The organism is Pseudomonas graminis (assembly GCF_004364335.1).
Taxonomy (GTDB): Bacteria; Pseudomonadota; Gammaproteobacteria; order Pseudomonadales; family Pseudomonadaceae; genus Aquipseudomonas; species Aquipseudomonas graminis_D.
This window is the reverse complement of record NZ_SOCR01000007.1, coordinates 364,121-376,646: the sequence shown is the minus strand read 5'-3', so window position 1 is coordinate 376,646 and position 12,526 is coordinate 364,121. Positions and strand designations below refer to the sequence as shown.

General features: G+C 61.1%; 12 protein-coding genes. 5 read left to right on the top strand and 7 right to left on the bottom strand.

What is annotated here, in order from left to right; all coding sequences use genetic code 11:
- Positions 1-32: 32 nt before the first annotated feature.
- The 3 genes from EC919_RS15750 to EC919_RS15740 all read right to left on the bottom strand — a co-directional run bounded on the left by EC919_RS15750 (position 33) and on the right by EC919_RS15740 (position 3,129).
- The gene (locus EC919_RS15750; RefSeq protein WP_133775356.1) at positions 33-815 is read right to left on the bottom strand and encodes a YkgJ family cysteine cluster protein; all 783 of its coding nucleotides are present in this window, start codon (positions 813-815) and stop codon (positions 33-35) included.
- Between the two features lie 171 nt (positions 816-986).
- Positions 987-1,760: an L-iditol 2-dehydrogenase gene (locus tag EC919_RS15745; RefSeq protein ID WP_133775355.1), complete on the bottom strand. Its 774-nt coding sequence runs from the start codon at positions 1,758-1,760 to the stop codon at positions 987-989.
- A gap of 55 nt (positions 1,761-1,815) precedes the next feature.
- A complete protein-coding gene (locus EC919_RS15740; protein WP_133775354.1) occupies positions 1,816-3,129 on the bottom strand; it encodes an ABC transporter substrate-binding protein in 1,314 nt (437 codons plus the stop codon).
- Positions 3,130-3,422: 293 nt separating this feature from the next.
- Here EC919_RS15740 and EC919_RS15735 point away from each other — a divergent pair, with 293 nt between their 5' ends.
- Positions 3,423-4,352, top strand: a complete 930-nt coding sequence (locus EC919_RS15735) for a helix-turn-helix domain-containing protein (RefSeq protein WP_133775353.1) — start codon at positions 3,423-3,425, stop codon at positions 4,350-4,352.
- 314 nt (positions 4,353-4,666) lie between these two features.
- Here the strand turns inward: EC919_RS15735 and EC919_RS15730 are convergent, their stop codons facing one another.
- From EC919_RS15730 to EC919_RS15715, 4 genes are all read right to left on the bottom strand, one after another.
- A complete protein-coding gene (locus EC919_RS15730; RefSeq protein ID WP_243842275.1) occupies positions 4,667-5,083 on the bottom strand; it encodes a phosphate-starvation-inducible PsiE family protein in 417 nt (138 codons plus the stop codon).
- A gap of 349 nt (positions 5,084-5,432) precedes the next feature.
- The gene (locus tag EC919_RS15725; RefSeq protein WP_108119258.1) at positions 5,433-5,594 is read right to left on the bottom strand and encodes a hypothetical protein; all 162 of its coding nucleotides are present in this window, start codon (positions 5,592-5,594) and stop codon (positions 5,433-5,435) included.
- Between the two features lie 187 nt (positions 5,595-5,781).
- Complete coding sequence (locus tag EC919_RS15720; protein ID WP_133775351.1) at positions 5,782-7,365, bottom strand: putative bifunctional diguanylate cyclase/phosphodiesterase; 1,584 nt, start codon at positions 7,363-7,365, stop codon at positions 5,782-5,784.
- A gap of 257 nt (positions 7,366-7,622) precedes the next feature.
- Entirely contained in the window at positions 7,623-8,966 is a 1,344-nt protein-coding gene (locus tag EC919_RS15715) for an OprD family porin (protein ID WP_133775350.1), read from the bottom strand.
- 443 nt (positions 8,967-9,409) lie between these two features.
- Between EC919_RS15715 and accB the strand changes: the two genes are divergently transcribed.
- Genes accB through EC919_RS15695 form a run of 4 tightly spaced genes read left to right on the top strand, consistent with a single transcriptional unit; the run spans position 9,410 to position 12,474 of the window.
- The gene (gene accB / locus EC919_RS15710; RefSeq protein ID WP_133775349.1) at positions 9,410-9,892 is read left to right on the top strand and encodes an acetyl-CoA carboxylase biotin carboxyl carrier protein; all 483 of its coding nucleotides are present in this window, start codon (positions 9,410-9,412) and stop codon (positions 9,890-9,892) included.
- 18 nt (positions 9,893-9,910) lie between these two features.
- On the top strand, positions 9,911-11,266 hold the full coding sequence (gene accC, locus EC919_RS15705; protein ID WP_133775348.1) for an acetyl-CoA carboxylase biotin carboxylase subunit: 1,356 nt from the start codon (positions 9,911-9,913) through the stop codon (positions 11,264-11,266).
- Positions 11,267-11,271: 5 nt separating this feature from the next.
- Positions 11,272-11,682, top strand: a complete 411-nt coding sequence (locus tag EC919_RS15700; protein WP_133775347.1) for an acetyl-CoA carboxylase biotin carboxyl carrier protein — start codon at positions 11,272-11,274, stop codon at positions 11,680-11,682.
- A 24-nt stretch (positions 11,683-11,706) separates the two neighbouring features.
- Entirely contained in the window at positions 11,707-12,474 is a 768-nt protein-coding gene (locus tag EC919_RS15695) for a LamB/YcsF family protein (RefSeq protein WP_133775346.1), read from the top strand.
- Positions 12,475-12,526: the final 52 nt, after the last annotated feature.

The window sequence follows — 12,526 nt, the reverse complement described above, 5'->3', positions numbered from 1 at the left end:
CTGCAAGCTTCAAGCGGTGCAGCGGGGACGGGTCAGCGGGGCAGTGGGTGGAAGATGTAATCGTCGGTGGGTGAGTCAGCCAGGGGCACGGATTGAGCGTGCAGATACGCCCTCAACGCCGGGTCTTCTGCCTTGATCTGCCAGGCTTGAGCCGTGGGACTGGCATTGACCTCAGCGCTTTCGCAGGCGGCAAGCAGCGTTTCGACCGAGGGCTGGTGAATGACCAGACCGTTGCCTTTCCAGCCGGCTACGGTCAGGCCCAGGCTTTCGCACAACCTGACTTTGCCTCGAGCATCCTCGCGATCGGTCGCGCGCGATTGCTGGACCAGCATCGCCAACCCTTGATCCGACGCCAGCAGGCTGCCCTGTTGCCAGCTTTCCGGCGGGCAGTCCTTATTTTGGGGTTTTAGTTCAATGAAAGGACTGATCTCCATCGGGTAAATCCGGCACACCAGCGGCCGCTCCAGATACACCGAACAGAGCCCGTCCTTTTGCAGGTTAGGGCATTCAGGGATCGCGTTGGCTGCCAGAATCACCGTCACCCGCAGGGTGGCTGAACCGCCGGTGACGGGCGCGGATCGGCCTGCGTTGTAGGCATATTCGGGGGAGCCGACGGGCCAGAGTGAATCGTCGAAGGCCTCCAGCAATATCCCGACAGAATGGCCGCGTCTGAGCCAGGTTACCGCTTCGGCGAGGGTCAAGGGCACGAAGCGGCCACGGCAGCACGCGCCACACCCAACGCACTCGAAACGGACGTTGGGATCTACCGCGAGGCCATTGGCTGTGGAGGTGGCTCCTGATTCTCTGATGTCCATGCGACCTGCGTCCCTGTTGGTTGAGCAGTGAATCATAACTGGATGTACGCGATCAGTCAGTGGGACCGGCTTCAGCCAGGAAGAGGCCCGTTTTGGCACCTCCAATGCCACTGCGTCGCGTAACGCCCGATGCACAACAACGCCCCGTGTCCTGCAGGTCACCCCTTGGCTTCAACTCATCCAGTTGCCGCCGTCAACATTGTAGGTCTGGGCGACGACATAATCGCTCTCCGCGGAGGCGAGAAAGATCGCCATGCCGGTCAGGTCTTCGGCGGTGCCCATGCGGCCGTAGGGCACTGCCTCGCCCACGAGCCGTTTCGTCTCGCCCAGCGGCCGGCCCTCGTGTTTGGCGAACAACGCGTCCACGCCATCCCAGTGCTCGCCGTCGACGACCCCTGGGGCGATCGCATTGACGTTGATCCGGTGCTTGATCAGGTTCAGTCCCGCTGACTGGGTCAGGCTGATGACGGCGGCCTTGGTCGCGCAGTAGACGCCCACCAGTGCCTCGCCGCGACGCCCGGCCTGACTCGCCATGTTGATGATCTTGCCGCCATGACCCTGGGCGATCATCTGTTTCGCTGCCGCCTGAAGGGTGAACAACGTGCCGGCCACATTGATGGAGAACAGCCGCTCGTAACTCTCGCGGGTGATGTCGGTGATGGGCGCCAGATCGAACAAGGCGGCGTTGTTGATCAGGATATCCAGCTTGCCGGTGGTGGCGACGACCGCCGCAATGGCCGCGTCGATGGACGCTTGATCGGTGACGTCCATCTTCACCGGGTAGGCACTGGCACCCAGCTCGGTCGCCGTCTGGGTCGCGCGCTCCAGATTGATGTCGGCGATGGCCACCGTCGCGCCTTCGCGAATATAGGCTTCGGCGTACGCCCGCCCGATGCCCCGGGCAGAGCCGGTGATCAGTGCGCTTTTACCTTCGAGTCGTTTCATTGAAAGGGTCATCCGTCATGCAGAAAGAGGCGGCGGATCGCTGCCGGCAGGGCGTTTATTGTTTCGGGTAACCGGCGCGTTTCATTTCCCGCACCGTCGTCGACTGCGCGGCCGCCAGTGCCTGCTCGACGGAGGTCTGACCGGTAAGTGCGGCCGAGAAGAGTTTGCCCACGGACGTGCCGATGGCCTGGAATTCCGGGATGGTCACGTACTGGATGCCGACATAGGGCACAGGCTTGGCCGACGGGTGCGTCGGGTCGGCGTGCTTCATCATTTCCAGTGTCACCTTCGCGAACGGCGCGGCCTTGAGATAGGCGTCGCTGTAGGTAGAGGTGCGGGTGCCAGGCGGTACGTTGGTGATGCCATCCTTCTGCGCAACCAGTTGGATGTATTCCCTGGAGGTGGCCCACAGGGTGAAGGCCTTGGCGGCGTCTTTGTGTCTGGAGGTGGCCGGGATCGCCAGGGACCAGGCGTACAGCCAGGATGAACCCTTGTCGGTGACTTCAACGGGCGCCGGCGCGAAACCCACGCTGTCCACGACCCGGCTCTGTTCCTTGTCGGTGGTGAACGACCCTGCCACGCTGGCATCGACCCAGATTGCACACTTGCCGCTGTTGAACAACGCCAGGGTTTCATTGAAGCCGTTGCTGGAGACGCCGGGCGGGCCGTAGTTTTTCAGCGTATTGACGTAGAAGTTGGCAGCGGCTGTCCACTCGGGGCTGGTCAGCTGGGGTTGCCATTTTTCGTCGAACCAGCGGGCGCCAAACGCGTTGGCCATCGTGGTCAGCAAGGCCATGTTCTCCCCCCAGCCGGCTTTGCCCCTCAGGCACATGCCGTACTGACCCTGGTCCGGGTGATGCAGTTTGGCGGCGAACTCGCCGAGCTGGGTCCAGGTCGGGTGCTCAGGCATGCTCAGCCCGGCTTGTTTGAACAGGTCGGTCCGGTAATAGGTCACCGTGCTCTCGCCGTAGAAGGGCAACGCATACAAGGTGTCGTTGACTGACAGGCCTTGGCGCACGGACGGGATGATGTCGTCCAGGTCGTAGCTGGCCGGTAAATCCTTCATCGCTTCGAGCCAGCCTTTTGCGCCCCACAACGGCGTCTCGTAGGTGCCGATGGTCAGCACATCGAACTGACCGCCCTGGGTGGCAATGTCGGTGGTCAGCCGTTGACGCAAGACGTTTTCTTCGAGCACCACCCAGTTGAGCTGAATGTCCGGGTGCTGCTCTTCAAAAACCTTTGAAAGCCGCTGCATGCGGATCATGTCGTTGTTGTTGACGGTGGCGATGGTGATCGTCTCGGCGGCGTGACTGATGCCCGCCAGGGACAGACCGGCAGACAGCAGCAGCGCGTGATGGGTGATCTTCATGGTGATCTCCACTCCACGCCGGTGGCGCGGAATCGTTATTGTTGTTTTTGAGCACTGCCGGGCGATCTGAAGTAACACTTCGGGGCAGTAGCGTGTCGATTACAGCAGCTTGCACGCCCTGCAAACAAACACACCGAGGACGTGCCACTGATGCTTTTTTAACCGTGCACACCTGTCGTGGGGCCGGCTAAAAAAGTATCAGCCCGCAGTGACAGGCGAGGTGGAGCAGGGGAATGCAATGCGCGTATGGTGCGGTGATGCATGCGCCAAAAATGACAAAAAAGGGCCAGACCATGCCTGCAAGCCGAACCGCCTTATTCGAGCAATTGCCTGCCGAGCTGGAAATCATCCTGCCGGCGCCCCAGCAGAGTTTTCGCTGGTACGAGCACGACTATCCCTATCCGCTCGCGCGCTGGAATCATCATCCCGAATACGAAATTCATCTGATCCGCAAAGGCAGCGGCAAACTGGTGGCGGGCGATTACATCGGCGCCTTCGGCCCGGGCCATGTCGCGCTGATCGGCCCCGATCTGCCCCATGACTGGATGGGCGATCTGACGCCGGGGGAGCACGTGCAAGGCCGGGACGTTGTGCTGCAATTCGACGGCGCTACGTTGCTGGGGTTGCGCGAGACGATGCCTGAGCTGGGTGAATTGCAGGGGTTGTTTGATCGTGCCCGCCGCGGCCTGGAATTTACCGGCGCAACCGCCGTGCAGGCGGCCGAGCTGCTTGAACGCATAGGTACGGCAAACGGGTTGCCGCGCCTGCTGCTGTTTCTCGAGCTGCTCAATACCCTGAGCACGGCGCCGACCCGTGAAGCCCGCACACTGGCGAGTTCGTGTTATGCGCCGACACTGGATGCCAAAAGCGCCGAGCGCGTTCACCGGGCGTTCGACTACCTGCAGCGGGAGCTCACCGGTGATATCAGACTGTCGGTGATCGCCGAGCGACTGCACATGAGCGAGCCGGGGTTCTCGCGGTTTTTCAAGCGCGCCACAGGCCACGGGTTTATCGACCTGATGCGCAAGCTGCGCATTCAGAAAGCCTGTCGGTTGTTGCTGCAGACGCAGATGTCCATCGCCGATGTGTGCTTTGAAGTGGGTTACATCAACCTGTCGAACTTCAATCGACACTTCCGTTACGAGATGAAGCAGACGCCGACGGATTATCGAAGAGGCACGGCGGCGACGTTGTTCAACTTGAATACCTCGAAGGCGTTTTAGTCGTTGACGCAATAGCCGCAGGGTCGGTACTGATCAGACTCAACTGATGCAAGCTCAGGTATCGCGTGGCAGTGGCCCACCATCTGCCGTGGCCCTCGGACACGACCCGCTCGAACCAGTGCATTTGTTCGGCCGTCGCTTCCAGGCTGGCATAGGAGACCCCGTAATGGGCAATGACCTGCGGATGCGAGAGCCCGGCAAACACTGCATGGATGTCGCGAGGCTCGACTTTTCGAAGCGTGTATTCGCCCGGCGAAAACCAAGGAGAACTGAAGGCAGTCGTGTTCACATCGATACTCTTTTAACGTGCGTCTCTAATCCTGCACGGACAGGTCGCGTTTGCCCAGCAACCAACAGACTACGCCGAGCACCAGGGTCGCGAAACCCAGCGCGGCAATGGTCAACGCCGGCGTGGTCAGGGTGTCGAGAATGACGAACTTGCGGCTCAGCGCCAGGAGCGCGATCAACAGCACGGTCCGCACCTGGACGACGCTGTCGCGCCGCAGCGCCGGGCGGATGATGGAGTGCTTGAATTCCAGTGCGATGAGCACGGTGAAAATCGAGCCGAAGACCGACTGGAAGACGCCGTGGTCCAAGGGATCGATGGCGCCGGTGATCAGCAGAGGCAAAAGGCTGCGGCACAGCTGAAGCAACGCCATGAGAATCACTGCGGCGATGATCAGGCTGAGGGCGATGACCACCAGTTGCTCGAATCGCTCATAGGCGCTCATCAGCCGCCACTGAGCGCTCGGGTGCCTGGCGGAAGAGGTGTCGGATTTCGGGGAGTTGACGGCATTGCCACGCATGATCAGGCCTCCTTCTCTTTAACTCACTGGCAGCAGGAGACTGGCTCCTGTCCGGTTCAAACCGGAGACAGAAGCCCAAAGTAGGGCTGACAGTAAAACTTTCAAGGGGAGATGGCGCTTTGTCACGCCCTCAGACAGCTGAGAACTCGGCGACCGCGCTGCAATAGAGAAGGGAAAAATAGTTGGACCAAGGACGGCCGGAGTACCGGTATAGCGGCTGCTGACGTCAGTCAGCGCCGCCAAAGGCTGATCTCAGCTCAGTGCAACGGCTGATTCACGCCTGTTCGTCTTGCTCAGTGGCATCATCGTCATGCTTGAGTGCCGGCTTCATGCCCGGCTGTGGCGCATGCACGGCATCCGGCGCGACTTCTTCGCCGTGGTTCTTCTTCTCTTGCTGCACTTTCTTGTCGTGGGCGACGTTACGTGGATCGGTCATGGGAATTCCTTGATCTGGCAGATAATTCGAATGCCCGCCGACGGAGCACGTTGGCCGTGAGCGTCGGGGCAAGATTTGGAGTCGGTGCCGGCTTCAGCGTTCAGTGCATTTCAAGCCGCGATGACTGAACCGCGCTAACTGGCCCGGAAGACCAGCAAGCGAGGACACACGATACCCCCAGGAAGGATCAGCCCGCCTGCTGCGCAAACGACGAATGGGTGTAGCAGAACAGGCTGGAAGCCGGCTTCGGACGGCCGTACAGGTAGCCCTGAGCGTAATGGCAGCCGCTGTTGGCCAGCCACGACGGCAGATGGGGCAGGTGGAATTCCTCGACGCCTTCAGCCGTGACTTGCATTTTCAGGCTGCGCGCCATGCCCAGAATCGCTTCGACCATGGGCAGGTGATCGGTCTGGCCGAGTTCAAAAAACGATCGGTCTATTTTGATCTTGTCGATGGACAGGCGGGTCAGGTGATACAGGCTTGAATAACCGATGCCGAAATCATCCAGCGCAACCGTAATACCGTGCTCGTGCAATTTGCTCAGGTTCTGCCGCGCCACGTCCAGATTCCCAACCAGGGCCTCCTCGGTGATTTCGACCTCGAAGCGATGAAACGCAAATTGCTCCTGGCGCAGTTGCTCCAGCAGTTGATCGGGAAACTGCGCGTCGGTCACCATGGCAGCGCTGACGTTCATGGACAAGCGCAAGCGGTCGTCCCAGCGATTGGCGGCGCGACAGGCTTGCCTGATCAGCGAGCGGGTCATGGCCGGGATCAATCCCAGGCGCTCCAGCACTGGAATGAAGTCGGCTGGTGTGGCGGTGCTGCCGTCGGCTTTGAGCCAGCGCGCGAGGACTTCAAAACCCACCACCTCCTGAGAAGGGAGCGCCACGATCGGTTGAAAGTAGGGAACGATTTCGTCGGCTTCAACCGCGCGCTTGAGCGCCAGTTCAAGGTCGGCCTGGTTCCGGCGCTGCTTTTCGTATTCGCTGTCATAAAAGTTGTAGGTCGAACGCCCGTCTTTCTTGCCCCGGTACATGGCCGTATCCGCACAGTGCAGCAATGCCGAGGCATCCTGCGCGTCGGTCCACGACCGCGAAACACCAATGGTGGCGCCCAGGGCCGAAGGCTCAACGGCACCGGACAACGGCGCGCTGAGCTCGAGCACTGCCGCTTCGGCGATCTGGCAGAGCTCGGTCTGGTGTTTGAAGTTGAGAAACAGCAGGCAAAACTCATCACCGCCCAGACGCGCCGCAATGCCGCCGTTATCGTCGGCGATGGCTTCGAGCCTGCGCGCAATCTCAACCAGCACAACGTCGCCGGCGGCGTGGCCGTGCTGATCGTTGACCGCCTTGAAGTGGTCCAGGTCGATGAGCATGATCGCCGCAGGCCGCCTCAAGCCCAACTGGTTTCGAACCATGTCCATGAAAATGCGCCGGTTGATCAACCCACTGAGCGAGTCATAGGTGGCCAGGGTTTCTGTTTGTGCCTGTGCCTGCTTCAATCGATGGTAGCTCGACCGGGTGTTGGTGATCAGGCGTTTGAGCAGAACGGTCGGGATGATCAGCGAGATCAGGGAAAACCCCGTGGCGGTCAGGACGAATCGCCACCTTTCGGCATCTTCGAAGTCAGCGTCATAGGGCAGGGCGAGCCAGTGCATGACCCAGGCCTCCAGCTTGAATTCCCAAAGGGTGGACAGGCCAACCACGGTGGACAGAGCGATCATTATGAGTACGGGCAGGCGACAGGCATTGCGGCGGTGCAGGTCAGTCATGGCAGGCCTCGCTGGGCCAGAAAGGTAATATGCGGTGTCAGACTGCCATCATGGCATATAGGTTCGTACCGTTGATCGAAGAATTGTGCCTGCACGCCGAACGGTGTCTGCGGGTGATCCTAAGCGGGAAGGGGATCCGCCTGGTTAGCTGTTGTGTGGTATTCCCTTGAATGCAGAAAAGGCGACAGCGTGCACTGTCGCCTGATCCTGATGATGTGGGGTTAGCAAGGCGCACCACTGAAGTGCGCGCTGTCGTCTTAAAACAACGAGATCGGGTAGTCGATGATGACCCGGTACTCGTCGGTGTCGCGCTGCATGTCGGTGCGGAACACACCTTGGCGAACGGCCGTACTCAAGCCTTTGGCCGGCCCGGATTGCACCACGTAGGCCAGCGTCGTATCGCGGGTCCATTCTTTACCGTCGGCGGCGGCGGTCTTGATGTGATCGCCATTGGTATAGACCGTCTTCAGCGACCAGCCCGGGAAGCCCATGCCGGCGAAGTCATAGGCGTAGCGCAGCTGCCAGGCGCGCTCGCCCGCACGCTGGAATTTTCCGGACATGGTTTCCGTCATGAAGTAGCTGGTCGTGCCTGCGCCTTCGTTAAGCCAGACCGCATCGCTGCTGCCGTTGACCTGTTGGTAACCGGCTGAAACAGCGTGGGCGCCCAGGGTGTAAGTGAACAACCCGCTGGTCAAACGGCTGTCGACTTTGCCGCGGGTCACGCCGTTGCCGTAATAGCCGGTACTGAAGTAGTCAGGGTCGTTGCCGTTACGGCCATCGGAACTGTTGTCCCAATGACGAATATCCGACGTTAAACGTCCTGGCCCCAACTGCAGACCATATAAGGCACCTAAAAAGTGCTGTTTGTAAAAGTTGGTCAAGTTGGCGTAATAGTATTGCAGGGTCAAATCAGGGGTGGCCTTGTATGAACCGCCGCCATACCAGAACTCATGGGAATAAGTGCTGCGCGTGGTATTAAGGCCTGGGTTGGTCGGGTCAAGCTTGGCATTCGAGCCCGCGATGGAAAGACCTTCTTCATCGGTTGAACCGCGTTCTTTGACCTTGTCGATACGGCCGGCGGTGAGTGTCAGGTTATCGATCTCCCGCGACTCTATCTGGGCACCCTGAAACGTCTGCAACACCAGGCGGTCACTGGCGACCAGGATAGGCAGCTTGGGTTGCAGCGTGCCGTAACGGAACTCGGTTTTCGACACCAGGGCCTTGAGGGTCATGCCGACACTGCTGAAATCGTCAACGGCACGGCCGTCGCCATCGGTAGGGAAGATGTTGCCCTGGCGAGCACTGCCGGTGGGGTTGTAGTGCACGCCCTTGCCCGAGTCCAGCTTGATCCCCAGCATGCCCACGGCGTCGACGCCAAAACCGACGGGGCCCTGGGTGAAACCGGAGGCGAAGTTCAGGATAAAGCCCTGGCCCCATTCTTGAGTGTAATTGGGCGCTGCGGCGCCATCGCGGTTATCGGCGTTACTGTAGAAGTTACGAGCCAATAACGTCGCGTGACTGTCCTCGATTAAACCTGCTGCCATACCGTTCTGAATGGCCAACAAGCCCAGAATCCCCGTTGAGTATTTGATCAAGGTCATGATGCATACCTAATGCCGTTGCATGAAGTGTGGAATACCGTGTGCTTGGGCAGTGTCGAAAGTGCGCAGTCGTGCGAGTGCCCAGGAATAACCGGTGGCGGCGTTCAGTCAGCCCCTGTTATTAATTGCCTGCCGTTGCAGGCAGCGTTTCCTTTGCGTGATCTGTGTCACGTCTCGCTGTTCTCGGCACAGCGCAAAACTACGCAATAGTTTCATCGGCGGGTTAAGACAACTTCGCTCTGGCTGGATAGCAAACACTTATGGATGGGCGTTTTGCATTTAATAAGTGCAAAGCCGTGTTTGTCGGTGCAAAAGCGGTCATAAGTCGGGCTTATCGCTCCAGTTATAAAGGCTCTTGGCGCGCCGCCCGGCAGCCTCGGTACATTGGCGGCAGACCCGAGTCATGACCGCTCGGCCGAGCGAGCAAAAGGCAGAAAAAAGAGATGGATCAACAGCGCATCAAACACCTGATCGACCTGCTGGCCGAGTCCGATCTGAGCGCACTGACGCTTAGCGAGGGCGGCACGACGGTCACGCTGAGCCGCCATGGCGGTGTGCCCGCCGCAACGCTGCCCGCCGAAACAACCGCTGCTCAGGCCATCGTCGAGCCTGCCGCTGCTGCGGTAAAAGCCCCGCCAGGTCCAAACCAGCCAGGTCCCAGCCAGTCAGAGGCCAGCCAGCCAGAGCCGACCCGCCGCCAAGTGTGCTCGCCGCTTTACGGCGTCCTGCACCTGACCCCATCGCCCGATGAGCCGCCCTTCGTGGCAGTCGGTGATGCCGTGACCGCAGGGCAGACCCTGTGCATCGTCGAGGCCATGAAGATGTTCCACCAGGTACAGGCTACCCGCGCCGGGCAGGTCAAGGCGATCCTGGCAGCGGGCGGCACCGAAGTGGAATCCGGTCAACCGCTGTTCGACCTCATTTAGCCCTCAGACAGGTTTCCCATGTTCGACACAGTACTGATCGCCAACCGCGGTGAAATTGCCCTGCGCATTCAGCGCGCGTGCCACGGCCTCGGCTTGAAAACCGTCATGGTCTATTCCCAGGCCGATGCCCAGGCTTCTTATCTGCAGTATGCCGACGAAGCGTTGTGCATCGGTCCGGCCGCGCCCGGGCAGAGCTACCTGAATCAGCAAGCGATCATCTATGCGGCACAGGCCTCCGGCGCCCAGGCCATCCACCCCGGCTATGGCTTTCTGTCCGAGAACGCCGACTTCAGCGAGCGTGTCGAAGCCGCCGGTATGACCTTTATCGGGCCGACCGCCGCGTGCATTCGGCAAATGGGCGACAAGGTGGCGGCCAAGCGTGCCATGCGCAAGGCTGGCGTGCCCTGCGTGCCCGGGCCTGAAGGTGCGTTGCCGGACGACCCGCTGCTGATCCAGCGCATCGGCGACGAAATCGGTTATCCGGTAATCGTCAAGGCCGCAGGCGGGGGCGGCGGGCGCGGCATGCGCAAGGTCGAGCGCAGTGAAGACCTGCTGCCAGCCGTCAGCGTCACCCGTGAAGAAGCCCGACGGGCCTTCGGCAATCCGGAGCTGTATATCGAGAAATTCCTGGGTCATCCGCGCCATGTCGAAATCCAGGTGCTGTGCGATAACCACGGCCGGGGCGTGTGGCTGGGCAGCCGCGATTGTTCGCAACAGCGCCGGCATCAGAAGGTGCTCGAGGAGGCGCCGGCGCCGGGTATCGATGCGGCGCTGCTGGCGGCCGTCGGCGAGCGTTGTGTGCGGGCCTGCCAACAGATCGGCTACCGCGGGGTCGGCACCTTCGAGTTCCTGTTCGAAGACGACGAGTTCTATTTCATCGAGATGAACACCCGCTTGCAGGTCGAGCACCCGGTGACCGAATTGACCACGGGTATCGACATCGTTCAACAGCAGTTGCGCATGGCGATGGGTGAGCCGCTGACCTACGAACAGCGCGACATCCGCACCCAGGGCCATGCGCTGGAGTGCCGCATCAACGCCGAAGACCCGCAGACCTTCATCCCCACACCAGGGCGCGTGACCCGTTGGGAAGTCCCCGGCGGCATGGGCGTGCGCGTCGATTCCCACGTGACCGCGGGTTATCAGGTGCCGCCGTACTACGACTCCATGATTGCCAAGGTCATCACCCACGGCGCCACCCGCGAGGAAGCGCTGGCGCGTATGCGCACGGCGCTCTCGCAACTGCGCATCGAAGGCATCAGCAGTAACGTCGCGCTCCATCGCGACATCCTCCAGGACCCGGATTTCTGCGCGGGTTCGGTGGACATTCATCATCTGGAACGTTGGCTCAAGGGCCGACGGCAAGCGGAGTAAGCGCGATGCACATCAGCAAGATTCGACAAATCGTGGAATGGATCAGCAGCGCCAACCTGGCCCAGTTCGAGTTGCACAGCGGCGACTTCAGCCTGCGCCTGACCCGTCCGCTCAATAGTGTCGCGTCCGGGGCTGCGGTGACGGCCCAGGCAGTGGAAAGCGCTGCACCTGCGCCACGAATCGGCGCCATGGCCACGGTCTGCGGACGCTTCCTGTCCCGCCACCCCGGACGCGACACGCCTGAAGTGCAGCCCGGCGATGTGATCGCTGTGGGTGCGCTGATCGGCTTGATCCAGGTCGGCGACGTCTTGCTGCCGGTCACTGCCACAGCAGCTGGCACCGTGGAAGCCTTCATGGTCGAAGAACAGCAACGGGTCGATTACGGCACTGCGCTGCTGTCGCTGGTCCACACATGACAAGCAGGGCATAAGGAGCAGGGCATGAAAATCGATTTGAACGCCGACCTCGGTGAGGGCTTCGCGGCCTACCGGATGGGCGAGGACGAAGCGCTGATGCAGATCATTTCGTCGGCCAACGTCGCCTGCGGCTTCCATGCCGGGGATCCGCTGATCATGGACACCACGGTGCGTCTGGCGCTGGCCGGCGGCATTGATCTGGGCGCCCACGTGGGTTTTCCTGACCTGCTCGGCTTCGGTCGCCGGCCGATGCAGATCGAGCCGCGCGAGCTGGCCACCTACGTGATCTACCAGCTCGGCGCACTGGCCGGGTTTGCCGCTGTTGCGGGCCATCGGCTGACCCACATGAGTTTCCACGGGGCGCTGGGCAACATGGCCGCAGCCGATGCCGAGCTGGCCGCGCCGCTGATCGCCGCCGTGGCCGCCTTCGATCCGGACATCATTGTCAGTTCATCCACCAGCCGCGCCATCGAAGGCGCTGCCGAACGTCATGGCTTACGCGTGGCGACGACCTTTCTGGCCGACCGCGCTTACGACAAAAGCGGTCTGCTGGTACCTCGCAAACTGCCCGACTCGGTCATCAAAGAGCCGGGCAAGGTCCGCGAGCGCGTCCGGCAGTTTCTCGATGACGGTACGGTGACCTGCTACAGCGGCGAACGCATCAAAATGGACGCCTGTTCGATTCTGCTGCACGGCGATACCGCCGGGGCGGTGCAACTGGCGCGGGAGATCCGGGCGGAAATCCAGCAGGGCGGTGGTGAAATCGTCCCGATCTCGCGCTTGATGGCCTGAATTCATTGGGCCGCACCGAGCCATAAGCCGCGCTTATCGCCACACAGGGATT

What these genes read in the sequence shown, in the direction of transcription:
- EC919_RS15750 (WP_133775356.1), bottom strand. Translation starts at nt 815, where the DNA reads ATGGACATCAGAGAATCAGGAGCCACCTCCACAGCCAATGGCCTCGCG.
- accC (WP_133775348.1), top strand. Translation starts at nt 9,911, where the DNA reads ATGTTCGACACAGTACTGATCGCCAACCGCGGTGAAATTGCCCTGCGC.
- EC919_RS15695 (WP_133775346.1), top strand. Translation starts at nt 11,707, where the DNA reads ATGAAAATCGATTTGAACGCCGACCTCGGTGAGGGCTTCGCGGCCTAC.
- EC919_RS15720 (WP_133775351.1), bottom strand. Translation starts at nt 7,365, where the DNA reads ATGACTGACCTGCACCGCCGCAATGCCTGTCGCCTGCCCGTACTCATA.
- EC919_RS15730 (WP_243842275.1), bottom strand. Translation starts at nt 5,083, where the DNA reads ATGAGCGCCTATGAGCGATTCGAGCAACTGGTGGTCATCGCCCTCAGC.
- EC919_RS15715 (WP_133775350.1), bottom strand. Translation starts at nt 8,966, where the DNA reads ATGACCTTGATCAAATACTCAACGGGGATTCTGGGCTTGTTGGCCATT.
- EC919_RS15745 (WP_133775355.1), bottom strand. Translation starts at nt 1,760, where the DNA reads ATGAAACGACTCGAAGGTAAAAGCGCACTGATCACCGGCTCTGCCCGG.
- EC919_RS15700 (WP_133775347.1), top strand. Translation starts at nt 11,272, where the DNA reads ATGCACATCAGCAAGATTCGACAAATCGTGGAATGGATCAGCAGCGCC.
- EC919_RS15735 (WP_133775353.1), top strand. Translation starts at nt 3,423, where the DNA reads ATGCCTGCAAGCCGAACCGCCTTATTCGAGCAATTGCCTGCCGAGCTG.
- accB (WP_133775349.1), top strand. Translation starts at nt 9,410, where the DNA reads ATGGATCAACAGCGCATCAAACACCTGATCGACCTGCTGGCCGAGTCC.
- EC919_RS15725 (WP_108119258.1), bottom strand. Translation starts at nt 5,594, where the DNA reads ATGACCGATCCACGTAACGTCGCCCACGACAAGAAAGTGCAGCAAGAG.
- EC919_RS15740 (WP_133775354.1), bottom strand. Translation starts at nt 3,129, where the DNA reads ATGAAGATCACCCATCACGCGCTGCTGCTGTCTGCCGGTCTGTCCCTG.